Below are 24,154 nucleotides of genomic sequence, written 5' to 3' on the forward strand. Positions count from 1 at the left end.
CACGGTCACCGTCACGGTTGAAACCACCCGAGGGACGGTCGTCACGACGGAAGCCACCGGACGGACGGTCGTTGTCACGACGGAAGCCGCCGCGGTCGCCGTCGCGGTTGAACCCGCCCGAGGGGCGGTCGTCACGACGGAAGCCGCCGGACGGACGGTCGTTGTCACGACGCTCGAAGGAACGGCCACCACGGTCACCGTCGCGGTTGAAACCGCCCGAGGGACGGTCGTCCCGACGGAAGCCACCGGACGGACGGTCGTTGTCACGACGCTCGAAGGAACGGCCACCACGGTCACCGTCACGGTTGAAACCACCCGAGGGACGGTCGTCACGACGGAAGCCACCGGACGGACGGTCGTTGTCACGACGGAAGCCGCCGCGGTCCCCACCGCGGTCGTTCCCGCGGAAACCGCCCCGGTCGCCCCGGTCGCGGCGCTCGAAGTTGCCCCGCTCGTCCCGGAAGGACGGGCGCTCCTCGCGGCGCTGCTCCTCGGCGCGCGCGGCGCGCTCGGCCTCGGCGGCCGCCGCGGCGACCTCGGCCTCGGCGGCCTCGGCCACCTCGGCCACCGCCGCCTCCGGGTCCTCGCCGCGCTCACGGGCGGCGCGGGCCACCAGGCGGTCGGCCTCCTCGCGGAGTTCGACGGCCCGGCGCTGGAGGCGCTCCAGCTGCTTGGTGAGCTCGACGACCTCGCGCTCGGCCTGCTTGGCGGAGTTGTTCGCCGAGTCGGCCTGGACCTCGGTCAGCGAACGGGCGCCGGTGATCTCGGCGACCTCCGGGTCGAACGCGCCGGCGCCGCCGACGATGTGGCGCGTGGCGTCGACGCCCGCGTCCTCCATCAGGCGGAAGATCTGGCGGCGCTGGTGCGGCAGGGAGAGGGAGACGACGACGCCGGACTTGCCGGCGCGGGCGGTACGGCCCGAGCGGTGCAGATAGTCCTTGTGGTCGCCGGCCGGGTCCACGTTCAGGACGAGGTCGATGCCGTCCACGTGGATGCCGCGCGCGGCCACGTCGGTCGCGACGAGCGCGTTGACGTAGCCCTTCTTGAAGTCCTCGAGGACGCGGGTGCGGGCGCCCTGCGTCATGCCGCCGTGCAGCGCGTCGGCCTTCACACCGGCGTCGCACAGCTGCTCGGCGATGCGGTCGGCACCGAGCTGGGTGCGGACGAAGATGATCGTGCGGCCCTTGCGGGCGGCGATCGCGGCCGTGACCGGGGCCTTGTCCTTCGGCTTCACGACGAGGACGTGGTGGGTCATGGTCGTGACGTTGCCCTGCGCGCTGTCGACCTCGTGCGTGACGGGGTCGGTCAGGTAGCGCTTGACCAGGGTGCCGATCTCGTTCTCCATGGTGGCGGAGAAGAGCATGCGCTGGCCGCCGCCGGGGATCTGGTCGAGCAGCTCGGTGACCTCGGGCAGGAAGCCCAGGTCGGCCATCTGGTCGGCCTCGTCGAGGACGGCGATCTTGACCTGCTCCAGGGAGCAGGCGCCGCGGTTGATGATGTCGCGCAGACGGCCCGGGGTGGCGACGAGGACGTCGACACCGCGCTCCAGGGCGTAGATCTGGTTGCCCATGGACGTACCGCCGCAGACGACCTTCATCTTGAGGCCGAGCACGTCGCCGTACGGCTGGAGGGCGTCCGCGACCTGCATCGCGAGCTCACGGGTCGGCGTGAGGATGATGCCGCGGGGCTTCTTCTTGTCGGTGTGGCCGCCGGCCAGACCGGCGAGCAGCGGCAGACCGAAGGAGAGGGTCTTGCCGGAGCCGGTGCGGCCGCGGCCGAGGATGTCCTTGCCGGCCAGGGCGTCCGGGATGGTCGCCGCCTGGATCGGGAAGGGGGTGGTGACGCCGTTCTGCGCGAGCTTGCGGACGACGCCCTCCGGCAGACCGAGGTCCGCGAAGGTGATCGTGGGCTCGGCGGGCTCCTCGGCGGAGTCGTCGCCCGGGGCGCCGTCCTCGAAGGAGGCCTCGATCATGTCGGTCTCGACGGCCTCTACGGCTTCGGCGATCCCGGCGGCCGCGGCGGCCTCGGTGATCTCGTCGTTCTCGGGCATGACGGCGTGGTCAGAACTGAAAATGGACATGCGAAATGCGAAACCTTCCGGAGTCTCGGCACGCGCCCGTCAACTCCGTGTTTTCGCAAATCGACCGCCTCGATGCGGTCCAGCCACGGCTAGGGAGAGTACGCGCCACACGGCGCTCTTCTGTGTCGGCGCCGGGCAATGGGATCAAACGATCTACCACCATACGCACCCTCCCCCACCTATGGCAAATCGGTCTACTTCACACCCGCCCCACCTGCGGATACACCGGTCGTGCCGGGACCATGCCCGCCCCTTCCGCCGGCCGCAGGGCACCCATCTGGGTGTCCGGGCCGGGGCTGGGCGGATCGGTCGGGTCCGAGGTCGGTTCGGGCGTCGGCTCCGGGGTCGGGACCGGCGGCTCCTGCGTGGGCTCGACGGGCGGCGCGGTCGGCTCCGGAGCCGGGGTGCCCCCGCCGTCGCCCGCCCCTCCCGCGCCACCGCCACCGCCGGGCACGGCGCCGCCTCCGCCCCCGCCGGTTCCACCGTTCCCGGGCCCGCCGCCGCCCGGACCGCCGCCCGTGTGGCCGCCGGCCGGCCTCGACGCCGCCGGGCCGCCGGAAGGAGGGGCTCCCGGCGGCGCGCTCGGCGCGGGGGCCGCCGTGCCGGAGGCGGACGGGCCGCCCGGCACCGGGGTCCCCCTGCCCGCGGCGGCCGGTTCCGGCCCGCCCGCGTCCGGCCGGCCGTGCCGGGGCCCGCCGCCCCCGTCCGGCTGTCCGGCGCCACCGCCGCCGGTCTCGGCCGCCACGCCCCGCTTCCCCCCGGACGCGCCGGGACCCGGCTCCGCCCCCTCGTCGCTCACGCTCATGCAGCCGCTCAGACCGGCACAGGCGGCGACGGCCAGCGCGGTGGCGGCCCATCTCACCGGGGTGGGCAAATGGCGCACGGGGGCACCTCCAGGACACAGCGGGCGGGAACGGAACGCGTCACCCTGCCCAACTCCCCGGACGCCACGGGGGACACGGGCCGCCGCGCACGGGACACGGCCCCCGCCCCGGACGAGCCCGTCCCGCGCTCCGGCCGATCACGTCCCGTCCGCGATCACACCCCTCCCCCGTTCACATCCCGCGCCCGTTCACATCCCGCGCCCGTCAGCCGTACCCCAGCGCGTGCAGCCGCTCGTCGTCGATGCCGAAGTGGTGGGCGATCTCGTGCACCACGGTGATCTCGGTCTCCGCGACCACGTCCTCGCGCGACGCGCACATGCGCAGCGTCGGCCCCCGGTAGACCGTGATCCGGTCCGGCAGGACGCCGGCGTACCACTCGCCCCGTTCGGTCAGCGGCGTCCCCTCGTACAGCCCGAGCAGCTCGGGGTCGTCGGAAGGGGGCTCGTCCTCCACGAACACGGCGACGTTGTCCATCAGCCGCGTCAGCTCGGGCGGAATGCGGTCCAGGGCCTCGGCGACAAGCTCCTCGAACTCCTCGCGCGTCATCTCCAGCACGCGCCCATTCTCCCCCGGCGGGAAACCGTTTTGGCGATAGCGGCCGGCATCCCATATGCTTCTCACGTCCCCGACGCACTGGGAAGTGCGCAGGTGAGCCTCTAGCCCTCATCGTCTAGTGGCCCAGGACGTCGCCCTTTCAAGGCGGTAGCACGGGTTCGAATCCCGTTGGGGGCACGCATGACCGTGTGCGAGACTAGTGATCGCGCACAAGCTTGGCTCTGTGGAGCAGTTGGTTAGCTCGCCACCCTGTCAAGGTGGAGGTCGCGGGTTCAAGTCCCGTCAGAGTCGCTGAAGCTGGAGACGGCTTCGTGGCTGGGTAGCTCAGTTGGTACGAGCGATCGCCTGAAAAGCGATAGGTCGCCGGTTCGACCCCGGCCCCAGCCACAAACAGAAGGCCCCGTTCGAAAGAACGGGGCCTTCGCCGTTCCCGGAACGGAGCGCCAGGGCCGGAGGCGTCCGCACGGGGAGGGGGCGGCGCCCCCTCCCCGTACCGTCAGACCTCCTCGCGTTCCCCCGAACGGCTCCCCCGCCTCGCCCGCAGCGCGAGGACCAGTGCCACCACGGCCACCACCGCGACGAGCAGCGCCCAGTCCGGGACCGCCCGGCCCAGCGAGGCCACCCGCTCCTCCACGGCGAACGAGTCGTCCACCGACAGCGGGCCCGGCAGCGCGGTCGTCCCGTCGAAGACCAGGAACAGCGTGCCCAGGACGACGAAGAAGAGGCCCGAGAGCACCGAGGTCGAGTGGAGCGTCAGCGGGCCCGCCCGGAACGCCCGCCCGCGCAGCAGGCGCCGCCGGCCCAGGTCGTACCGCTCCCAGAGCAGCGCCAGGACGAACAGCGGCACCGCCATCCCCAGCGCGTACACCGCGAGGAGCAGCCCCCCGTACGCCGGGCTGCCGCTCAGCGCCGCCACCGTCAGGACGCTGCCGAGGATCGGGCCCGCGCAGAAGCCCGCGAGTCCGTAGACCAGGCCCAGGGCGTAGACGGAGAACGCCGACACGGGCCGGATGCGGCCGCTCGCCTCCGCGATCCGGCGGGAGGCGAAGCCCAGGCCGAGGATCTGGAGGACGCCGAGCCCGACGATCAGCAGGCCCCCGGCCGTGACGAGCAGGTCCCGGTGGCCGTAGAAGAACCGGCCCGCCAGCGAACCGGCCGCCCCGAGCGGGACGAGGGTGGTCGCCAGCCCCGCGTAGAGGACGCCGGTCCGGGCGACCAGCTTCGCGCGCGTGTCGATCGAGTACGCGAAGAAGGCGGGCAGCAGCAGGGCGCTGCACGGGCTGAGGAGGGCGAGCAGCCCGCCGAGGAAGGCGGCGAAGTACCCGATCCCGGAGGTCACCGCCCGCTCCCGGAGGGCCGCGCCGACTTCTCCGCGCCCTTCGCCCTCGCCGCCGCCTCGATCGCCTCCGTGAAGGTCCCCAGCGGCTGCGCGCCCGCGATCGGACGGCCGTTGACCAGGAAGGACGGGGTGGAGGTGGCGCCGAGCGCGTACCCCTCCTCCTGGTCCTTCCGCACGGCCGCGCGGGCCGCCTCCCCCTCGCTGTCGCGCGCGAACCGGGCCGCGTCGGGGACGCCCGCCTCCTTCGCGAGGGCCGCGAGCCGGTCCCGGCCGAAGCCCTTCTCCTTGGCGCCCTCCGCGTAGGCGGCCTTGTGGAACTCCCAGAAACGGCCCTGCTGTCCGGCCGCCCAGGAGGCGCGGGCGACGGCCTCCGACTCCTCGCCGAAGATCGGGAAGTTCCGCCACTCGATGCGCAGGGTGCCGTCGCCGACGTACTTCTCCACCAGGGCCGGCTCGGTGTCCCGGGCGAACTTCCCGCAGTAGCCGCACTTGAAGTCGGCGTACTCGATGAGCACCACGGGCGCGTCGGCCCGGCCCAGGGCGAGCTTGTCGGAGGCGTCGCGGCGGGCGTACGCCTCCAGCCGCGCGTACACGCCGGCGGACGGGCCGGCGCCGGCCTCCGCGACGGCGGACGGACCGGAGGCGCCGGGGGCCGGGGGCTTGGTCGCGGTGTACGAGACGACGCCGAGCAGCACGGCGGCGGTCGCCACCCCGGCGACGATCGCGACCGGCCTGTACCTGGCGGCGGAGGAGGACGAGGAGGAGGTGGGCATGCGGAAGCGCTCCCGGGAAGAGGGGAAGGGAAAGGACGGGACGGCGGGGAACGGCCGTCCGTCTACACCCTCAGGACCGACAGCTCCACGGGCGACGGCGGGACGCGTACGGGCGGCTCCCGCCCCGGCACCGGCCGGACACCGGCCGCCGCGTCCACGGGCCGGGCACCGCACGGCACCCGGTCGGCGGCGAGGGCGGGCAGCAGCTCCGCGAAGCCGTGCGCGCGCGGCGGCGCGGCGGGCTTCCCCGTCCCCCCGGCGGAACGGCCCGGATCGCAGCCGGGCACGGAACCTCCCGGGGCGGAGACGGCGACGGCGTCCGCGGCGTGCGGGGCCCCGGCGGGCTCCGCCCGGGCGAACGCCCCGCACGCGAGCAGCCCCAGCACCAGTCCCAGGAGCGCGGCGAACGCCGCCGGCGCGCGGGTGGTGCGGAACATGCAGAACTCTCCGGTCCGGTCGACGTGCCCGAAATAGTACGCACTCCGCCCGGCCGCCCCGGACGGCGCGCCCCGGCCCGTTCCTGGCCCGTTCCCGGCCCGTTCCCGCCCCGGACGGCGCACCCCGGTCCGTTCCCCGCCCGTTCTTCCCGGTCCGGACGGCGCGCCCCGCCGGACCCCGGGACGGACCGCTCGTAAATCGGTTCGCCGCTTCTCGGCCGCAGGTGCGATCCTGGATTCCGTATGTCTACTTCCTTCGCCGCCCTCCAGTCCGTCCTGGCCGGGGTCTCGCTGCGGGACTCCCACCGGCTCGGCCGCCGTCTCGAAGGCGCCCGCCGCATCCGCAAGCCCGAGGCCCGCGCGGCCGTCCTGGACGAGATCGCCGCCGAGGCGGCCAAGGCCAAGGAGCGCGTCGACGCGCGCGCCGCCCGCGTGCCCGCCGTCACCTACCCCGAACAGCTCCCCGTCTCGCAGAAGAAGGACGAGATCCTGGAGGCGATACGCGACCACCAGGTCGTGATCGTCGCCGGTGAGACGGGCTCCGGGAAGACCACCCAGATCCCCAAGATCTGTCTGGAGCTGGGCCGGGGCGTCCGGGGCATGATCGGGCACACCCAGCCCCGCCGGATCGCCGCCCGCACCGTCGCCGAGCGCGTCGCCGAGGAGCTGGGGACCCCGCTGGGCGAGGCCGTCGGCTGGAAGGTCCGCTTCACCGACCAGGTGAACCCCGAGGCGACCTTCGTGAAGCTGATGACCGACGGCATCCTGCTCGCGGAGATCCAGACGGACCGCGAGCTGCGCGCCTACGACACGATCATCATCGACGAGGCCCACGAGCGGTCCCTCAACATCGACTTCCTGCTCGGCTACCTGGCCCAGCTCCTTCCGAAGCGCCCCGACCTCAAGGTCGTGATCACCTCCGCGACCATCGACCCGGAGCGCTTCTCCCGCCACTTCGGGGACGCCCCGATCGTCGAGGTCAGCGGACGCACGTACCCCGTCGAGGTCCGCTACCGCCCCCTCCTCGAAGAGGACTCGGAGGAGTCCGACCGGGACCAGATCACCGCGATCTGCGACGCCGTCGACGAGCTCCAGTCCGAGGGGCCGGGCGACATCCTGGTCTTCCTCTCCGGCGAGCGCGAGATCCGCGACACGGCGGACGCGCTGCTGAAACGGAACCTGCGGAACACCGAGGTCCTCCCCCTCTACGCGCGCCTCTCGCACGCCGAGCAGCACCGGGTGTTCCAGGCGCACTCCGGGCGCCGGATCGTCCTCGCGACGAACGTCGCCGAGACCTCCCTGACCGTCCCCGGCATCAAGTACGTGATCGACCCGGGCACCGCCCGCGTCTCCCGCTACTCGCACCGGACCAAGGTGCAGCGGCTGCCCATCGAGCCGGTCAGCCAGGCCAGCGCCAACCAGCGCAAGGGCCGCTGCGGCCGTACGTCCGACGGCATCTGCATCCGGCTGTACTCGGAGGACGACTTCCTCTCGCGGCCGGAGTTCACGGACGCCGAGATCCTCCGCACGAACCTGGCCTCCGTCATCCTCCAGATGACCGCCGCCGGCCTCGGCGACATCGAGAAGTTCCCCTTCATCGACCCGCCGGACCACCGCAACATCCGGGACGGCGTGCAGCTCCTCCAGGAGCTGGGCGCGATCGACCCGGCCGAGAAGGACCCGAAGAAGCGGCTGACGGAGCAGGGCCGCAAGCTCTCCCAGCTGCCCGTGGACCCGCGGCTCGCCCGCATGGTCCTGGAGGCCGAGCGGAACGGCTGCGCCCGCGAGGTCATGGTCATCGCGGCGGCGCTCTCCATCCAGGACCCGCGCGAACGGCCCGCGGAGAAGCAGGCGCAGGCCGATCAGCAGCACGCCCGGTTCAAGGACGAGACGAGCGACTTCCTCGCCTACCTGAACCTGTGGCGGTACGTCCGCGAGCAGCAGAAGGAGCGCGGTTCCAGCTCCTTCCGCCGGATGTGCAAGCAGGAGTACCTGAACTTCCTCCGCATCCGCGAGTGGCAGGACATCTACACCCAGCTGCGGACGGTCGCCCGGCAGATGGGCATCCACCTCAACGAGGAGGATGCGCCGGAGCAGTCCGTGCACGTCTCCCTCCTCGCCGGCCTCCTCTCGCACATCGGCCTGAAGGACGTGAAGGAGTCCAAGGACGGGGCGAAGGAGGGCGGCCGCCGGGAGGGGGGCCGCAGCGAGTACCTGGGCGCGCGGAACGCCAAGTTCGCGATCTTCCCCGGCTCGGCGCTCTTCAAGAAGCCCCCGCGCTTCGTCATGTCCGCCGAACTGGTGGAGACGTCGCGCCTGTGGGCCCGGGTCAACGCCCGGATCGAGCCCGAGTGGATCGAACCGCTCGCCCAGCACCTGGTGAAGAAGACGTACAGCGAGCCGCACTGGGAGAAGGACCAGGCGGCCGTGATGGCGTTCGAGAAGGTGACGCTGTACGGCGTCCCGATCGTCACCGACCGCAAGGTGAACTACGGGCGGATCGACCCGGAGGTCTCCCGGGACCTGTTCATCAGGAACGCGCTGGTCGAGGGCGACTGGCGCACCCACCACAAGTTCTTCGCGGACAACCGCAGGCTCCTCACGGAGGTCGAGGAGCTGGAGCACCGGGCCCGCCGCCGGGACATCCTGGTGGACGACGAGACGCTCTTCGACTTCTACGACAAGCGCGTCCCCGAACACGTCGTCTCCGGCGCCCACTTCGACTCCTGGTGGAAGCGCAAGCACCGCGAGGAGCCGGACTTCCTCGACTTCGAGCGCGAGATGCTCATCAACGAGCGGGCGGGGGCGGTCACCAAGGACGACTACCCGGACGCGTGGCGGCAGGGCGCGCTCACGTTCCGGGTGACGTACCAGTTCGAGCCGGGCGCGGACGCGGACGGCGTGACCGTCCACATCCCGCTCCAGGTGCTCAACCAGGTGACGGGCGAGGGCTTCGAGTGGCAGATCCCGGGCCTGCGGACGGAGGTCGTCACGGAGCTGATCCGCTCCCTGCCGAAGCCGGTCCGCCGCCACTGCGTCCCGGCTCCGGACTTCGCGGCCCGCTTCCTGGACTCCGTGGTGCCCGTGCAGGAGCCGCTGACGACGGCGCTGGCGCGCGAGCTCCGGCGGATGGCCGGCGTCCCGCTCACGCCGGACGACTTCGACTGGGCGAAGGTCCCCGACCACCTCAAGGTGACGTTCCGGATCGTGGACGAGCGGCGCCGCAAGGTGGCCGAGGACAAGGACCTGGAGGCGCTGCGCCTGAAACTGCGCCCCAAGGCCCGCCAGGCCCTCTCCAAGGCCGCCGCGGCGGCCACGGGCGGCCCGGACGGCTCCGGGCCCTCCCTGGAGCGCGCCGGGCTCACGGACTGGACGATCGGCACGCTCACCAAGGTCTTCGAGACCAGGCGGGCCGGGCAGCCGGTCAAGGCGTACCCGGCGCTCGTGGACGAGGGCGCCGGCGTGGCCGTGCGGCTCTTCGACACGGAGGCCGAGCGGGACCGGGCGATGTGGGAGGGCACCCGGAAGCTGATCATGCTGAACATCCCGGTGAACCCGGCGAAGTTCGCCTCGGACAAGCTGACCAACCAGCAGAAGCTGGCCCTGTCCTCGAACCCGCACGGCTCGATCCAGGCCCTCTTCGAGGACTGCGCGACCGCCGCCGCCGACAAGCTGATCGCGGACCACGGCGGCCCGGTGTGGGACGAGGAGTCCTTCCGGAAGCTGTACGACAGGGTCCGCGCGGACCTCGTGGACACGACGGTGCGGACGGTGGGCCAGGTCCAGCAGGTCCTGGCGGCCTGGCAGGCCTGCGAGCGGCGCCTGAAGGCCACGAGCAGTCCGGCGCTGCTGCCGAACCTGCGGGACGTCCGGGAACAGCTCGACCGGCTGGTGCCGGCCGGCTTCGTCACCCGTACGGGGCTGAAGCGCCTCCCGGACCTGATGCGCTACCTGGTGGCGGTGGACCGGCGCCTCCAGCAGATGCCGACCGGGGTCCAGCGGGACACCACCCGGATGGAGAAGGTCCGGGAGATGCAGGACGAGTACGCCTGGCTGCTCGAACAGTTCCCGGAGGGCCGGCCGGTGCCGTCCTCGGTCACCGACATCCGCTGGATGATCGAGGAGCTGCGGGTGAGCTACTTCGCGCACGCCCTGGGGACGGCCTACCCGGTGTCGGACAAGCGGATCGTGAAGGCGATCGACGCGTCGGTCCCGTAGCCGGACCCGCGCGGACCGGCCGGAGACCCACCGACGGAGCCGCACGGGCCGGTAGCCGGACCCTCGCCGTCGGTGAGTTCGACCTGACCCGCCGGCCTGCTGTACAGTTTCTTTCGCAGCCGCTTGAAAAGGCTGCGAGCAAGGTCCTGTGGAGCAGTTGGTTAGCTCGCCACCCTGTCAAGGTGGAGGTCGCGGGTTCAAGTCCCGTCAGGATCGCCTCCCCGAAGGCCCGCATCGTGAGATGCGGGCCTTCGTTGTGTCCCCGTGTCTTGACGGCGTCCCGCGCCCGCCGGTACTCCGGTCTTTCAGGGAACCGGGGGCCCACGGGAGGTGGTCGCGCATGGCCGCGGCGTCCGCAGCACGGCACGACACACGAGCGCTCCTGCGCGCCCACCTGGCGGCCGCGTCGCGGTACGGGCACCTCACGCGGCGCTGCACGGTCTGCCACCGCCTCCTGAGGCTCGCCATGGAGACCGCGGAGCCGGCCGATCCGGTCGATCCCGCCGATTTCTCCGTGCCGGTCGGTTCCGCCGTGCCCGCCACGTTCGCCCGGACAGGCGAGGACACCGGACCGGAGGAGAGCGCCGTCCCCGCGGAGGCGGAGGCCGTCGGCCCCGTGGAAGGCACCGAAGCGGAAGTCGTCGAAGAGGAAGCCGCCGAATCCGCCGGCGCGTCCTGGGCCGGACGGGTGACCCCCGGTGTCCCGGGTCCGTCCGGCGCGGGGGAACGACCGCCGGCGGAGGAGGGCGGGAGCCCCACCGGCCCGTGACCGCCGGGCCGTTGGGTTCCGTCCCGGAAGGAGCGGACCGGCCGTTGGCAAGGTCCCGCCGGTGTGACGGGTGTCACTGAAAGTCTTTCAGAAACCGCTTCACTTACACCCGCCCTACACCCGTCCGATTTAATATGTGCAATTGCACGGCGAAACCACGGGTAACAGCGGACACAAAAAGATCGCGCTGGACCCGGCGGAGTCCAGCGCGATCGTACGGCGAAGGCCTGTTGGGGCAGGCGCTCACCGGCAGAGCGGGGGGTGGGCGACCGGATTGGGGGGTCCGGACAGGCCCGGTACTACGGGGTGCTGCGGGGTGTCACGCGACCTCAGGCCTCGCTGCGCTGCTGCGGAATGCCCGCCAGCAGTGCGCGGACCTCGGCCTCGCGGTACCGGCGGTGCCCACCCAGGGTGCGGATGGACGTGAGCTTGCCGGCCTTGGCCCAACGGGTCACCGTCTTCGGGTCGACACGGAACATCGTGGCAACCTCGGCAGGGGTCAGCAGCGGCTCGGCATCAGGGGTGCGAGCGGTCATGAGCGGCCTCCTCGGGAGAACCGAACCATCTCGGTTCTTTCCTCTAAATTCTGCACCTTGACCCGCGTTGCCCGAAATGGCAGAAGCGGGCCGAGTCGGTTATAGGACGAACGGCTTGTCCTCGGCACTACAACTACACCATCCGTCCAGCCACGTCGGCCAAACCGATGGAATTGCCCTCGCAGGTGTTCATCAGCGGCGGAAGTCGATGGACCATGCCATAACGGACAGTCACGCGCCTGTGACGATCAGTCACAGGCGCGATCAGGAGTCCTCAGACCCCCCATAGAGTGCAATGCTGAGCGTTCCGCCCACACTTGGGCGGAAGGAACCCTCCCCGGACTCCTTGTCCTATTTTGGCACGAGGATGGGGGATGGGCGCAAGGGTGCGTTTAGTGCTGTCCGTCACGCTTGAGCCAAAGGCCCGGATCGGGACCAACGTCCCCACCGGACGGGAGCCGAAGGACCCGGCCGGAGGAAGCGGACGCGGAGACCCCGGAGCCGTCGGCTCCGGAGACCTCGAAGATCATTTACACCGGCCGGACATGTCTTGTCGATACCGACCTGACGAAGATGCCCGACTGGTGTCACTTCGCGCCCCGCGAGCCCCTGACCACGGCACCTGGGCGCGACCGTGCCCCCGCGCCGAAACCCGCCCGGCCCGGGGTCAGTTCGCGAAGCGCAGGTCCCCGACCGCCCGCCAGCGCTCGGCGAGGCGCCCGTACACCCCGCCCGCCGCCTCGCCGTCCCCCGCCCGCAGCGCCGCGATCCCCTCGGCCAGCTGGGCCGCCGACCGCTCCTCCGCCAGCCACTCGGCCGTGACCGCGTGCACGAGCCCCCCGAAGTCCAGCTCCACCAGGGACCGGGGGTGGAACTCCTCCAGCCAGCGCCCCACCTCGACCAGACCCTCCGTCATGGGCCCCTCGTCGATCGACTCCCGCAGCGTCCGCAGCGCCCGCGCGAGCCGGCGCCGCGCCTGCGCCATCGTCGTCCGGTACCGCAGCACCGGCGGCCGGCCCGGCCCGCCGTCCGCCGGCTCCCCCGGCTCGTACCGCCGGTCCTCGTCCCCGAAGAGCGCGAACCAGCGCAGCGGCACCTGCCAGACCGCCGTGCGGATCCACGGCCGCGCGTCCGGGTTCCGCGCCCGCCAGCGCTCGTGGTCCGCCGCCACCTGCGCGCGCACCACCGGCGGGAGCATCGCGTCGAGCACCGGCTCCGGGTACCCCTCCGCCTCCAGCTCCTCCAGGGCCAGCCAGCCGCGCAGCCGGGTCCGCCACGGGCAGATCACCACCGCCCCGTCCAGGTGCGCGACGAAGGCCTCCCCGCTCTCGTGCACCGGAACCGGCACCGGGGGCACCGGCAGCAGGTCCGCGAGCGACCGGCGCAGCTCCTCCTGCGCCCCCGGGGTGCGGGGCCGCCGCGCGTACCGGGACCAGTGGGTCCGCTCCGGCTCGGGGAACGCGGCCAGCGGCTCGTACACCCGCAGATAGGACGCGTAGGGAACGGGGACCGGGGAGGGGACCGACATGCCGCGAATCCTTCCACGGCGGTACCCCCCGAGGGGGTGATCCCGCGCACTACGGCTGATCTACGCCCTGGTAGCGCTTACCCTCTTGCCGAACCGGTCCCTCCCCCACCCGCAGGGAGGGCCACAACCGCCGCTTCTTACCTGGGAGTCACCACCGTGACCGATGTGACCGGCGTTCCTGTCGACCCCGCAGACGTGCTGCAGACCCTGTTCCGTTCGGAACGGGGCGGCCACGAGCAGGTCGTGCTGTGCCAGGACCGCTCCACCGGCCTCAAGGCCGTCATCGCCCTCCACTCCACCGCCCTGGGCCCCGCCCTCGGCGGCACCCGCTTCCACCCCTACGCCACCGAGGCGGAGGCGGTCGCCGACGCGCTCAACCTGGCACGCGGCATGTCGTACAAGAACGCCCTGGCCGGTCTCGACCACGGGGGCGGCAAGGCCGTCATCATCGGCGACCCGGAACAGATCAAGACGGAGGAGCTCCTCCTCGCCTACGGGCGGTTCGTCGCCTCCCTCGGCGGCCGGTACGTCACGGCCTGCGACGTCGGCACCTACGTCGCCGACATGGACGTCGTCGCCCGCGAGAACCGGTGGACCACCGGCCGCTCCCCCGAGAACGGCGGCGCCGGCGACTCCTCCGTCCTCACCGCCTTCGGCGTCTTCCAGGGCATGCGCGCCTCCGCGCAGTTCCTGTGGGGCGACCCGACCCTGCGCGGCCGCAGGGTCGGCGTCGCGGGCGTCGGCAAGGTCGGCCACCACCTCGTCGGACACCTCCTGGAGGACGGCGCCGAGGTCTACGTCACCGACGTGCGCGAGGAGTCGGTCCGCCGGATCACCGACCGGCACCCCCGGGTGAAGGTGGTCGCCGACACCGACGCGCTGATCCGCGTCGAGGGCCTGGACGTCTACGCGCCCTGCGCGCTCGGCGGCGCCCTGAACGACGACACCGTGCCGGCCCTCACCGCGAAGATCGTCTGCGGCGCGGCCAACAACCAGCTCGCCCACCTCGGCGTCGAGAAGGACCTGGAGGAGCGCGGCATCCTCTACGCGCCCGACTACGTGGTCAACGCCGGCGGCGTGATCCAGGTCGCGGACGAGCTGCACGGCTTCGACTTCGACCGGTGCAGGGCGAAGGCGGCGAAGATCTTCGACACCACCCTCTCGATCTTCGCACGTGCGAAGGAGGACGGGATTCCGCCGGCCGCGGCGGCCGACCGGATCGCGGAGCAGCGGATGGCGGAGGCCCGGCGCGGCTGAGCCGCGCCCCGGGGGCATCCGGTCCCGGCCCGCCGCCGGGGGGACGCGGGGAGACTTCCCTCACCCCCCTCGGCGGGTCGGCCCCCCGGAAGAGGTTAAAATCGCGACTGACCAGCGAGGAAAGGGCTCCTCGAAGGTTCTGTACCGGGGTATGTGATGCGCACGGCGTACCGTAGGCCCGCGGAAACAGGTACCGTTGAAGCCCTACGGGCCGGTCTCTCCGTCGAGAGTCCGTTCCGAACCATGAACGCGTGTCAAGACTCTGGGGCCATCGAGCCCCGTCACCGAGGGGGTCGAGCCATGGGGCGCGGCCGGGCAAAGGCCAAGCAGACCAAGGTCGCCCGCCAGCTGAAGTACAGCAGCGGCGGGACGGACCTGACGCGTCTGGCCAATGAGCTGGGCGCTTCGACTTCGAGCCAGCCGCCGAATGGCGAGCCGTTCGAGGACGACGACGACGAAGACGACCCGTACGCCCAGTACGCGGATCTCTACAACACGGACGACGAGGACGAGGACGACCGGTCCGGTCCTTCTTCGTCCCCGCGTCGCGCTTGACCTTCTGAATCACCGAAACCCGGCCCGGTACGCCCCGGCCGGGTTTCCGTGCTGTCCGCGTGCGCGCCGGCGCCCGGGCCCGGAGAGACCGGTCGGGGGCGCCCCTGAGGGCACCCCCGATTCCCGACGGCCTTCCGGTCTCAGCGCGCGTGGTCCCCGACCAGCTCGGCGCCGGTGGCGCGGTCGCCGCGCTCGGTGATCTCGCCCGCGACCCAGGACTCCACGCCCCGGTCCGCCAGCGTCGTCAGGGCCGCGTCCACCGAATCGGCCGGGACGACGGCCATCATGCCGACGCCCATGTTCAGCGTCTTCTCCAGCTCCAGGCGCTCCACCCGGCCGGCCCGGCCGACGAGGTCGAAGACCGCGCCCGGGGTCCAGGTCGACCGGTCGACGGTGGCGTGCAGGCCGTCCGGGATCACCCGGGCCAGGTTGGCCGCGAGGCCGCCGCCCGTGATGTGGCTGAAGGCGTGGACGTCCGTGGTCCGGGTGAGGGCCAGGCAGTCGAGCGAGTAGATCTTCGTGGGCTCCAGCAGCTCCTCGCCGAGCGTCCGGCCCAGCTCCTCGACCCGCTGGTCGAGGGTCATCCCGGCGCGGTCGAAGAGCACGTGCCGCACGAGCGAGTACCCGTTGGAGTGAAGGCCGGAGGAGGCCATGGCGATGACCGCGTCCCCCGTACGGATGCGGTCGGGACCGAGGAGGCGGTCGTGCTCCACGACGCCCGTGCCCGCGCCGGCCACGTCGAAGTCGTCCGGGCCGAGGAGGCCCGGGTGCTCCGCGGTCTCGCCGCCGACCAGGGCGCAGCCGGCCAGGACACAGCCCTCGGCGATGCCCTTGACGATGGCGGCGACCCGCTCCGGGTGGACCTTGCCCACGCAGATGTAGTCGGTCATGAAGAGCGGTTCGGCGCCGCAGACGACGATGTCGTCCATGACCATCGCGACCAGGTCGTGGCCGATCGTGTCGTACACGCCCATCTGGCGGGCGATGTCGACCTTGGTGCCGACGCCGTCGGTCGCGGAGGCCAGCAGGGGGCGCTCGTAGCGCTTGAGGGCGGAGGCGTCGAAGAGGCCGGCGAACCCGCCGAGGCCGCCGAGGACCTCGGGGCGGCGCGTCTTCTTCACCCACTCCTTCATCAGCTCGACGGCGCGGTCGCCCGCCTCGATGTCCACGCCCGCGGACGCGTAGCTGGCGCCGCCTTCGGCACTGGGGGTCTCAGACATGGGTTGAGATCTTTCGTGTCGTTACTGCGGGTGCGCAGCGGGGTCTTACGGGCGACGGAGCGCGTCGGCGGCCGCGGTGGCCGCCGGTCCGGCCGCCAGCTCGGTCTCCAGGAGCTGCTTGCCCAGCAGCTCGGGGTCCGGCAGCTCCATCGGGTACTCGCCGTCGAAGCAGGCGCGGCAGAGGTTCGGCTTCTGGATCGTGGTCGCCTCGATCATCCCCTCCAGGGAGATGTACGAGAGCGAGTCCGCGCCCAGCGACTTGCCGATCTCGTCGACCGACATGCCGTTGGCGATCAGCTCGGCGCGGGTCGCGAAGTCGATGCCGAAGAAGCAGGGCCACTTGACCGGCGGGGAGGAGATCCGGATGTGGACCTCGGCGGCACCGGCCTCGCGGAGCATCCGGACCAGGGCGCGCTGGGTGTTGCCGCGGACGATCGAGTCGTCCACGACCACGAGCTTCTTCCCCTTGATGACTTCCTTGAGGGGGTTCAGCTTCAGCCGGATGCCCAGCTGGCGGATGGTCTGGGAGGGCTGGATGAAGGTGCGCCCGACGTAGGCGTTCTTCACCAGGCCGGCGCCGAAGGGGATGCCCGAGGCCTCGGCGTAGCCGATGGCGGCCGGGGTGCCGGACTCCGGGGTCGCTATCACCAGGTCGGCCTCGACGGGCGCCTCCTTCGCGAGGCGGCGGCCCATCTCCACGCGGGAGAGGTACACGTTCCGGCCGGCGATGTCGGTGTCCGGGCGGGCCAGGTACACGTACTCGAAGACACAGCCCTTGGGCTTCGCTTCCGCGAATCGCGAGGTGCGGATGCCGTTCTCGTCGATCGCGATCATCTCGCCCGGCTCGACCTCGCGGACGTAGCTGGCGCCGCAGATGTCGAGGGCGGCGGACTCCGAGGCGACCACCCAGCCGCGCTCCAGCCGGCCGAGGACCAGCGGGCGGATGCCCTGCGGGTCGCGGGCCGCGTAGAGCGTGTGCTCGTCCATGAAGACGAGGGAGAAGGCGCCCCGGACGTCGGGGAGGACCTTCGCGGCGGCCTGCTCGACGGTGAGCGGCTCGCCGTCCTCGTCGACCTGGCCCGCGAGGAGCGCGGTGACCAGGTCGGTGTCGTTGGTGGCGGCGACCTGGGTCGCGCGCCCCTCCCGCTTGGGGAGGTCGGCGACCATCTCGGCGAGCTGCGCCGTGTTCACCAGGTTGCCGTTGTGGCCGAGCGCGATCGAGCCGCGGGCGGTCGCCCGGAACGTCGGCTGCGCGTTCTCCCACACGGAGGCCCCGGTGGTCGAGTAGCGGGCGTGACCGACCGCGATGTGACCCTGGAGGGAACCGAGAGAGGTCTCGTCGAAGACCTGGGACACGAGGCCCATGTCCTTGAAGACGAGGATCTGGGAGCCGTTGCTGACCGCGATTCCCGCGGATTCCTGGCCCCGATGCTGGAGGGCGTAGAGCCCGAAGTACGTGAGCTTTGCGACCTCTTCACCCGGAGCCCAGACCCCGAAGACGCCGCAAGCGTCCTGAGGGCCCTTCTCGCCGGGAAGCAGATCGTGATTGAGTCGACCGTCACCACGTGGCACGTTTCCGAGTGTAGACGGGCTCGACCACTGGTCCGAATTGGGGAAATCGGGGTCGGCCGCTCTCGTGCGTTCGCACGAAATGATCATCTCTCGCTTGGAGGGGGCTACAAACCAGGCGGGGGAAGGAATCCGGGCTCCGGGGCCGGACAGAGCGGACGCTCGTACCAGGCCCCGGAGCGGTCCCCGATGTGACGGAGTTCGCAGTCCGGGCGGGTCCGGGCGCCGGACGCTACGCGCGTCCGGCCGGTTCCGCGATGGCGGTGAGGCCCTCGCCGGAGGCGTCGGTGAGCGTCAGGGTCCGGGAGTCGATCCGGTACGTGAGGGGCCCGTCGAGGAGGTCGTACAGCTTCGTCTCCAGGCTCATCTGCGGGCCCGTGCACATCATCCGGGTGGTGGCGGCCGGGCCCTCGACGGTGAGGGTCGTGCCCTCGGTCCGGGCGGTGGCGGAGAAGTTGTTGCAGCCCAGGTTGCCGGTGATCCCGCCGTCCGCGCCCAGAACGAGACGCGCCTTGCCCCCGCTCCCGGCGGGCAGGGAGGGCGCCGTCCTCCCGGAGAGCAGGCCGTCGACCTTCCACGTGGTGCCGCGCAGCGGGGCGGGCCGCTCGGCGGTGAGCGCGAGGGAGTTCCGCCCGTCGGGCGAGGTCAGGGTGAACGCGTCGCCCTTCATCGTGCCCTTGAGGGGCCCGGAGAACGCCTTGCCCAGCTCCTCCTCGAAGCGCATGCGGTCGGGGGAGCAGGCGATCTGGGTCGACGGGCCCCGCGAGACGGTGAGGGTGTCGCCCTTCACGGCGACGGTCCCGTTGAAGGTGTTGCAGCCGCCGGTGCCCGTGACGCGGCCGTCCTTCCCGAACGTGACGCGGGCGCCGGCCGGCGCACCGGACCTCTTCCCGTCGGCCGTGACCGCGTCGACCGTCCAGTGCGTGCTGGTGACCGGGAGGTCCGGGGAGACGGTGCCCGCCCCGGGCCCGGAGCCCCGGCCCCCCTCCGTGCCGCAGGCGGTGAGCAGGAGCAGCGGGACCAGGACGACGAGTGCGCGTGGCTTCGACATGGAGATGGGACGGGCGGACGGACGGGACGGTTCCCCTCTTCTTCCGGGGCCCCGTACGGGCCGTCCCTGCCGGGGGACGCGAGTCCGCCCGTACGGGTCACCCTGCGCGGGGGGCGTGGGCCCGTACGGGTCACTCCATCAGGGGCAGCAGGCCCGCCAGGTCGGCGCGTTCGCCGCTCGCGCTCACCCGGGCCGCGTCCCGCTCCGCCGCCCACTCCGTACGCCCGGTGGCGAGCCGGACCCAGGTCAGGGGGTCCGTCTCGACCACGTTGGGCGGGGTGCCCCGGGTGTGCCGGGGGCCCTCCACGCACTGGACGACCGCGTACGGGGGGACCCGGACCTCGACCGCCCCGCCCGGCACCCGCGCCGCGAGCACGTCCGCGAGGAGACGGGTGCAGGCGGCGAGGGCCTGCCGGTCGTACGGGATGCCGGCGCCGGTCGCGTCGTTCAGGTCGTCGGTGTGGACGACGAGTTCGACGGTCCGGGTGACGAGGAAGTCCCCGAGGGTCATGGCGCCGAAGCTCAGCGGCAGGAGCCGCTCGCCGGACGCGCCCGCCACCGCCCTCTCGTAGTCGTCCCGCACGCGCGCGTAGAGGGCGGGCAGGTCCGCGGCGTCGATCCCGCGCGTGTGCGCGTCGATCCGCCCGGCGGCCTCCGCGGTCCTGGCCGGCCAGTCGAGCAGGGCCAGCTCCCGTACGGCCGGGGCGGGTTCGGCGAGGAGCCGCGGCACGGAGTCGGCCATCCACGCGACGTGCGCCGCCAGGTCCCGCACCGTCCACTCCCCGAGCCGGGTCGGCCCGTCGAGCTGTGCGGGCGTGAACGCCCCGACCGCCTCCTGTACGTGCCCGAACTGGGCGAGGACGGCGGCCCGGGTCTTCACGGGGTCGTAGCTGCGGGTGCGCTTCTTGGCCGGTGGCATGCGGTGAGGGTACGGGAAGGCCCCCGTCCGGAACCGGAGTTCCGGACGGGGGCTCCCGTACGTACCGCCACGAGGGGCCGGGTCAGGCCAGCAGGCCCGGGATCGTCGCCTCGTGGGCCGTGCGCAGCTCCTCCAGGGAGAGGACGAACTCGCCCTGCACGTCCACCGCGTCGCCGTCGACGACACCGATCCGGGTCGCCGGCAGGCCCCGCGCGCCGCACATGTCGGTGAAGCGGAGCTCCTCGCTGCGCGGGACGGCGACGACCGCGCGGCCCGCCGACTCGCTGAAGAGGAAGGTGAAGGCGTCGAGGCCCTCGGGGACGACCAGACGGGCGCCCTTGCCGCCGCGCAGGCAGGACTCGACGACCGCCTGCACGAGACCGCCGTCGGACAGGTCGTGCGCCGCGTCGATCATGCCGTCGCGCGAGGCCGAGATCAGGATCTCGCCGAGCAGCTTCTCCCGGTCGAGGTCCACGGCCGGCGGCATGCCGCCGAGGTGCTGGTGGATCACCTCGGACCAGGCCGAACCGCCGAACTCCTCCTTGGTGTCGCCGAGCAGGTAGAGGAGCTGGCCCTCTTCCGCGAAGGCGATGGGGGTGCGGCGGTTGACGTCGTCGATCACGCCCAGGACGGCCACGACGGGCGTCGGGTGGATCGCCACGTCACCGGTCTGGTTGTAGAGGGAGACGTTGCCGCCGGTCACCGGGGTGCCGAGCTGGAGGCAGCCGTCCGCGAGACCACGGGTGGCCTCGGCGAACTGCCACATCACGGCCGGGTCCTCGGGCGAACCGAAGTTCAGGCAGTCCGAGATGGCGAGCGGCTTGGCGCCGGAGGCGGCGACGTTGCGGTACGCCTCCGCGAGCGCGAGCTGCGCGCCCGTGTACGGGTCGAGCTTGGCGTACCGGCCGTTGCCGTCGGTCGCCATGGCCACGCCGAGGTTGGTCTCCTCGTCGATGCGGACCATGCCCGCGTCCTCGGGCTGCGCCAGGACCGTGTTGCCCTGCACGAACCGGTCGTACTGGTCCGTGATCCAGGACTTGGAGGCCTGGTTCGGGGAGGAGACGAGCCTGAGGACCTGGTCCTTCAGCTCGGCGCCGTTCCGCGGCCGGGGCAGCTTGCCGGCGTCGTCGGCCTGGAGCGCGTCCTGCCAGTCCGGGCGCGCGAACGGCCGGTGGTAGGTCGGGCCCTCGTGGGCGACGGAGCGCGGCGGCACGTCGACGATCTGCTCGCCGTGCCAGAAGATCTCCAGGCGCTCGCCCTCGGTCACCTCACCGATGACGGTGGCGATGACGTCCCACTTCTCGCAGATCTCCAGGAAGCGGTCGACGTGCTCGGGCTCGACGATCGCGCACATGCGCTCCTGCGACTCGCTCATGAGGATCTCCTCGGGCGAGAGCGTCGCGTCGCGCAGGTGCACGCGGTCGAGGTCGACCCGCATGCCGCCGGAGCCCGCGGAGGCCAGCTCGGACGTGGCGCAGGAGAGCCCGGCGCCGCCGAGGTCCTGGATGCCCGCGACCAGCTTCTCCTTGAAGATCTCCAGGGTGCACTCGATGAGGAGCTTCTCCTGGAAGGGGTCGCCGACCTGGACGGCGGGGCGCTTGGTGGGCTTGGTGTCGTCGAAGGTCTCGGACGCGAGGACCGAGACGCCGCCGATGCCGTCGCCGCCCGTGCGGGCGCCGTACAGGATGACCTTGTTGCCGGGGCCGGAGGCCTTGGCGAGGTGGATGTCCTCGTGCTTCATCACGCCGATGCAGCCGGCGTTGACCAGCGGGTTGCCCTGGTAGCAGGAGTCGAAGACGACCTCGCCGCCGATGTTGGGCAGGCCCAGGCAGTTGCCGTAGCCGCCGATGCCGGCGACGACACCGGGCAGCACGCGCTTGGTGTCGGGGTGGTCGGCCGCGCCGAAGCGCAGCGGGTCCACGACCGCGACCGGGCGGGCGCCCATGGCGAGGATGTCGCGGACGATGCCGCCGACGCCGGTGGCCGCGCCCTGGTAGGGCTCGATGTACGAGGGGTGGTTGTGCGACTCGACCTTGAAGGTGACCGCGTAACCCTGGCCGACGTCGACGACGCCCGCGTTCTCGCCGATGCCGACGAGCATGGCGTCGTTCTCGGGGGTCTTCTCGCCGAACTGCTTCAGGTGGACCTTGCTGCTCTTGTAGGAGCAGTGCTCGGACCACATGACGGAGTACATGGCGAGCTCGGCGCCGGTGGGACGGCGGCCGAGGATCTCGCGGATGCGCGCGTACTCGTCCTCCTTGAGGCCGAGCTCCTTCCAGGGCTGCTCGCTGTCCGGCGTCTCGCTCGCGTGCTTGACGGTGTCGAGGCTCATCAGGCGTTGACCAGCTTCTTGAGGATCGAGGTGAAGAAACCGAGGCCGTCCGTCTTGCCGGTGCCGACCAGCGGCTCGACGGCGTGCTCCGGGTGCGGCATGAGGCCGACCACGTTGCCCGCGGCGTTGGTGACGCCCGCGATGTCACGCAGCGAGCCGTTGGGGTTCACGTCCAGGTAGCGGAAGGCGACCCGCCCCTCGGCCTCCAGCTCGTCGAGCACCCGCTCGTCGGCGACGTAGCGGCCGTCCATGTTCTTGAGCGGGACCTCGATCTCCTGGCCCCGGGTGTAGTCCGAGGTCCAGGCGGTCTCCGCGTTCTCCACCCGCAGCTTCTGGTCGCGGCAGATGAAGTGGAGGTGGTTGTTGCGCAGCATCGCGCCCGGCAGCAGGTGGGCCTCGGTGAGGATCTGGAAGCCGTTGCAGATGCCGAGGACCGGCATGCCGGCCTTCGCCTGCTCGATGATCGTCTCCATCACCGGCGAGAAGCGGGAGATGGCGCCGGCCCGCAGGTAGTCGCCGTAGGAGAAGCCGCCGGCCAGGACCACGGCGTCGACCTGCTTGAGGTCCTTGTCGCGGTGCCAGAGCGGGACGGGCTCGGCGCCCGCGAGGCGGGCGGCGCGCAGCGCGTCCTGGTCGTCGAGCGTTCCGGGGAACGTGACGACGCCGATGCGTGCGGTCACGACTCCACCTTCACGACGAAGTCTTCGATCACGGTGTTGGCAAGGAAGGTTTCGGCCATCTCGTGGATGCGGGCGAGGGCGGCGTCGTCGACCGGCCCCTCCACCTCCAGCTCGAAGCGCTTCCCCTGACGGACGTCGGCGATTCCGGCGAATCCCAGGCGGGGCAGTGCACGCTGCACCGCCTGCCCCTGGGGGTCGAGGATCTCCGGCTTGAGCATGACGTCGACTACGACGCGTGCCACTGGCACTCCCGGTGGTGTGTTGCGTGGGCGGTTCCCTCAGCGTACCTGCCTCCAAATTCTACGCGGGTAGAGATCTGAAGGTTCCTACAAATGGCCGGGCCGGAACACCCCCTCCACCCGCCTCTTCGCCAGATGCCCCACAGCAAAATTCCCGTTAAATATTGCGGACCTCAATGCGCCGGGACACGCTGAGACAATTGACGGGTCTTCCCCCTGCGACACCTCCCCCTGTACAAAGGTTTACGAAAGAAAGCAGTATTGACCCGGCACAGCCGAACGGTCGGCATCGCCGCACGTCAAGGGCGCCACAAGCGCCCCTCGACCCCGGCGGCCGCAGGAAAGGACCGATATCCGTGGCTCAGCGTGTGATGGTCACCCTGTCCGATGACATCGAGGGTGGAGAAGCGGCTGAAACGGTCGTGTTCGGGATCGACGGGAAGATGTACGAGATCGACCTGAATACTGCCAATGCAGAGAAACTCCGCAAGGCCCTCGCGCCCTACGTGACGGCCGGACGCAAGCTCCCCGCCCGGGCCGGCGCCGCCGGCCGGGGCCCGGCGTCCGGGCCGTACACGCACACCGCCCTCGCCCCCGCCCCCGCGGCGGTCCGCGCCTGGGCGCAGTCCAACAAGCTGGAGGTGCCCGCGCGGGGCCGCATCCCCAAGCGGGTCTACGAGGCCTTCCGCGAGGCGAGCTGACGGGCGGGACGTCCCGGCGGCCACGGCCGCCGGGAACCGGCCGGACGGACGCGCACGCGCCTCCCGGGCCGGGGCGGAACGGCGGCCCCGGGCCGGGGCCGGGCGCCGATTTGCATTGCCCCCCCGATGATCCGCTAGAGTCTGGATCACGCCGAGGGGCGAGGCCGGAAGGCCCCACTCCGAGGAGCGTGCGGGTGTAGTTCAGTAGTAGAACATCCCCCTTCCAGGGGGAAGGCGCAGTGTGCGATCCCTGTCACCCGCTCTGCATCGCGTTACCGGCCACTCCGGTGGATCAGGTAGAGTGGTGCTCGCACCGCCCAGTGAAAGCTGAGCGGCAGCAATGCGGACGTGGCTCAGTTGGTAGAGCATCACCTTGCCAAGGTGAGGGTCGCGAGTTCGAATCTCGTCGTCCGCTCAGGGAGTGAAGGCCCCGGTTCTCAGGAACCGGGGCCTTCGTCGTGTGCCGCCGCTCCCCCACCGGTATGACATGTGTCAGGGGCGAGTGGTGACGG

Annotated in this window: 19 protein-coding genes and 6 tRNA genes; 11 read left to right on the forward strand and 14 right to left on the reverse strand. The window is 71.8% G+C overall.

Features of this window, described 5'->3' with window-relative positions; translation table 11 throughout:
- A partial coding sequence (locus ACZ3IL_RS09360; RefSeq protein WP_467388290.1) for a DEAD/DEAH box helicase occupies positions 1–2,080 on the reverse strand: 2,080 nt, incomplete at its 3' end.
- Positions 2,081–3,168: 1,088 nt separating this feature from the next.
- A complete protein-coding gene (locus tag ACZ3IL_RS09365; protein WP_467388292.1) occupies positions 3,169–3,519 on the reverse strand; it encodes a metallopeptidase family protein in 351 nt (116 codons plus the stop codon).
- Positions 3,520–3,623: 104 nt separating this feature from the next.
- Here ACZ3IL_RS09365 and ACZ3IL_RS09370 point away from each other — a divergent pair.
- The 3 genes from ACZ3IL_RS09370 to ACZ3IL_RS09380 all read left to right on the forward strand — a co-directional run bounded on the left by ACZ3IL_RS09370 (position 3,624) and on the right by ACZ3IL_RS09380 (position 3,906).
- Positions 3,624–3,696: transfer RNA gene (locus ACZ3IL_RS09370), tRNA-Glu, on the forward strand.
- 40 nt (positions 3,697–3,736) lie between these two features.
- Positions 3,737–3,810 (forward strand) — tRNA-Asp (locus ACZ3IL_RS09375).
- Between the two features lie 22 nt (positions 3,811–3,832).
- Positions 3,833–3,906: transfer RNA gene (locus ACZ3IL_RS09380), tRNA-Phe, on the forward strand.
- A gap of 109 nt (positions 3,907–4,015) precedes the next feature.
- On the opposite strand, the gene ACZ3IL_RS09385 is transcribed toward ACZ3IL_RS09380, so the two are convergent.
- The 3 genes from ACZ3IL_RS09385 to ACZ3IL_RS09395 form a co-directional block, all read right to left on the reverse strand.
- Positions 4,016–4,858 (reverse strand): cytochrome c biogenesis CcdA family protein, encoded by an 843-nt coding sequence (locus tag ACZ3IL_RS09385; RefSeq protein WP_467388294.1) that lies wholly within the window; start codon positions 4,856–4,858, stop codon positions 4,016–4,018.
- Positions 4,855–5,631, reverse strand: a complete 777-nt coding sequence (locus ACZ3IL_RS09390) for a DsbA family protein (protein WP_467388296.1) — start codon at positions 5,629–5,631, stop codon at positions 4,855–4,857. Before ACZ3IL_RS09390 ends, ACZ3IL_RS09385 begins: the two co-directional genes overlap by 4 nt.
- A 62-nt stretch (positions 5,632–5,693) precedes the next feature.
- Complete coding sequence (locus tag ACZ3IL_RS09395) at positions 5,694–6,068, reverse strand: hypothetical protein (protein ID WP_467388298.1); 375 nt, start codon at positions 6,066–6,068, stop codon at positions 5,694–5,696.
- 243 nt (positions 6,069–6,311) lie between these two features.
- Here ACZ3IL_RS09395 and hrpA point away from each other — a divergent pair, with 243 nt between their 5' ends.
- The 3 genes from hrpA (at position 6,312) to ACZ3IL_RS09410 (ending at position 11,055) form a co-directional block, all read left to right on the forward strand.
- Positions 6,312–10,286, forward strand: a complete 3,975-nt coding sequence (hrpA, locus tag ACZ3IL_RS09400; RefSeq protein ID WP_467388300.1) for an ATP-dependent RNA helicase HrpA — start codon at positions 6,312–6,314, stop codon at positions 10,284–10,286.
- Between the two features lie 142 nt (positions 10,287–10,428).
- Positions 10,429–10,502, forward strand: a tRNA-Asp gene (locus tag ACZ3IL_RS09405).
- 124 nt (positions 10,503–10,626) lie between these two features.
- Positions 10,627–11,055, forward strand: coding sequence for a DUF6274 family protein (locus ACZ3IL_RS09410; RefSeq protein ID WP_467388302.1), 429 nt, complete (start codon positions 10,627–10,629; stop codon positions 11,053–11,055).
- 329 nt (positions 11,056–11,384) lie between these two features.
- On the opposite strand, the gene bldC is transcribed toward ACZ3IL_RS09410, so the two are convergent.
- Complete coding sequence (gene bldC / locus ACZ3IL_RS09415; RefSeq protein WP_003949541.1) at positions 11,385–11,591, reverse strand: developmental transcriptional regulator BldC; 207 nt, start codon at positions 11,589–11,591, stop codon at positions 11,385–11,387.
- A gap of 667 nt (positions 11,592–12,258) precedes the next feature.
- Positions 12,259–13,119, reverse strand: coding sequence for a DUF8083 family protein (locus ACZ3IL_RS09420; protein ID WP_467388304.1), 861 nt, complete (start codon positions 13,117–13,119; stop codon positions 12,259–12,261).
- A 156-nt stretch (positions 13,120–13,275) separates the two neighbouring features.
- On the opposite strand from ACZ3IL_RS09420, the gene ACZ3IL_RS09425 reads away from it, so the two are divergent.
- Together ACZ3IL_RS09425 and ACZ3IL_RS09430 are read left to right on the forward strand one after the other, a co-directional pair.
- Positions 13,276–14,376 (forward strand): Leu/Phe/Val dehydrogenase, encoded by a 1,101-nt coding sequence (locus tag ACZ3IL_RS09425; protein WP_467388306.1) that lies wholly within the window; start codon positions 13,276–13,278, stop codon positions 14,374–14,376.
- 300 nt (positions 14,377–14,676) lie between these two features.
- A complete protein-coding gene (locus ACZ3IL_RS09430) occupies positions 14,677–14,931 on the forward strand; it encodes a DUF3073 domain-containing protein (protein ID WP_467388308.1) in 255 nt (84 codons plus the stop codon).
- 140 nt (positions 14,932–15,071) lie between these two features.
- On the opposite strand, the gene purM is transcribed toward ACZ3IL_RS09430, so the two are convergent.
- The 7 genes from purM to purS form a co-directional block, all read right to left on the reverse strand.
- The gene (purM, locus tag ACZ3IL_RS09435; RefSeq protein WP_467388310.1) at positions 15,072–16,151 is read right to left on the reverse strand and encodes a phosphoribosylformylglycinamidine cyclo-ligase; all 1,080 of its coding nucleotides are present in this window, start codon (positions 16,149–16,151) and stop codon (positions 15,072–15,074) included.
- Positions 16,152–16,196: 45 nt separating this feature from the next.
- Positions 16,197–17,723, reverse strand: a complete 1,527-nt coding sequence (purF, locus tag ACZ3IL_RS09440; protein WP_467388312.1) for an amidophosphoribosyltransferase — start codon at positions 17,721–17,723, stop codon at positions 16,197–16,199.
- Between the two features lie 229 nt (positions 17,724–17,952).
- Positions 17,953–18,771, reverse strand: a complete 819-nt coding sequence (locus tag ACZ3IL_RS09445) for an META domain-containing protein (protein ID WP_467388314.1) — start codon at positions 18,769–18,771, stop codon at positions 17,953–17,955.
- Between the two features lie 130 nt (positions 18,772–18,901).
- A complete protein-coding gene (locus ACZ3IL_RS09450; RefSeq protein WP_467388316.1) occupies positions 18,902–19,690 on the reverse strand; it encodes a maleylpyruvate isomerase family mycothiol-dependent enzyme in 789 nt (262 codons plus the stop codon).
- Positions 19,691–19,772: 82 nt separating this feature from the next.
- Positions 19,773–22,022 carry a phosphoribosylformylglycinamidine synthase subunit PurL gene (purL, locus tag ACZ3IL_RS09455; protein WP_467388318.1) on the reverse strand — a complete coding sequence of 750 codons (2,250 nt, stop codon included), beginning with the start codon at positions 22,020–22,022 and terminating at the stop codon, positions 19,773–19,775.
- Positions 22,022–22,702 carry a phosphoribosylformylglycinamidine synthase subunit PurQ gene (gene purQ, locus ACZ3IL_RS09460; RefSeq protein ID WP_467388320.1) on the reverse strand — a complete coding sequence of 227 codons (681 nt, stop codon included), beginning with the start codon at positions 22,700–22,702 and terminating at the stop codon, positions 22,022–22,024. The genes purL and purQ overlap by 1 nt, the downstream gene beginning before the upstream one ends.
- The gene (purS, locus tag ACZ3IL_RS09465; RefSeq protein WP_015035032.1) at positions 22,699–22,944 is read right to left on the reverse strand and encodes a phosphoribosylformylglycinamidine synthase subunit PurS; all 246 of its coding nucleotides are present in this window, start codon (positions 22,942–22,944) and stop codon (positions 22,699–22,701) included. The genes purQ and purS overlap by 4 nt, the downstream gene beginning before the upstream one ends.
- Positions 22,945–23,297: 353 nt before the next feature.
- Here purS and ACZ3IL_RS09470 point away from each other — a divergent pair, with 353 nt between their 5' ends.
- The 3 genes from ACZ3IL_RS09470 (at position 23,298) to ACZ3IL_RS09480 (ending at position 24,057) form a co-directional block, all read left to right on the forward strand.
- Positions 23,298–23,642: a histone-like nucleoid-structuring protein Lsr2 gene (locus ACZ3IL_RS09470; RefSeq protein ID WP_467388322.1), complete on the forward strand. Its 345-nt coding sequence runs from the start codon at positions 23,298–23,300 to the stop codon at positions 23,640–23,642.
- Positions 23,643–23,832: 190 nt separating this feature from the next.
- Positions 23,833–23,904: transfer RNA gene (locus tag ACZ3IL_RS09475), tRNA-Gly, on the forward strand.
- Positions 23,905–23,984: 80 nt separating this feature from the next.
- A tRNA-Gly gene (locus ACZ3IL_RS09480) sits at positions 23,985–24,057 on the forward strand.
- Positions 24,058–24,154: the final 97 nt, after the last annotated feature.

Source organism: Streptomyces sp. NPDC014907 (assembly GCF_055562975.1).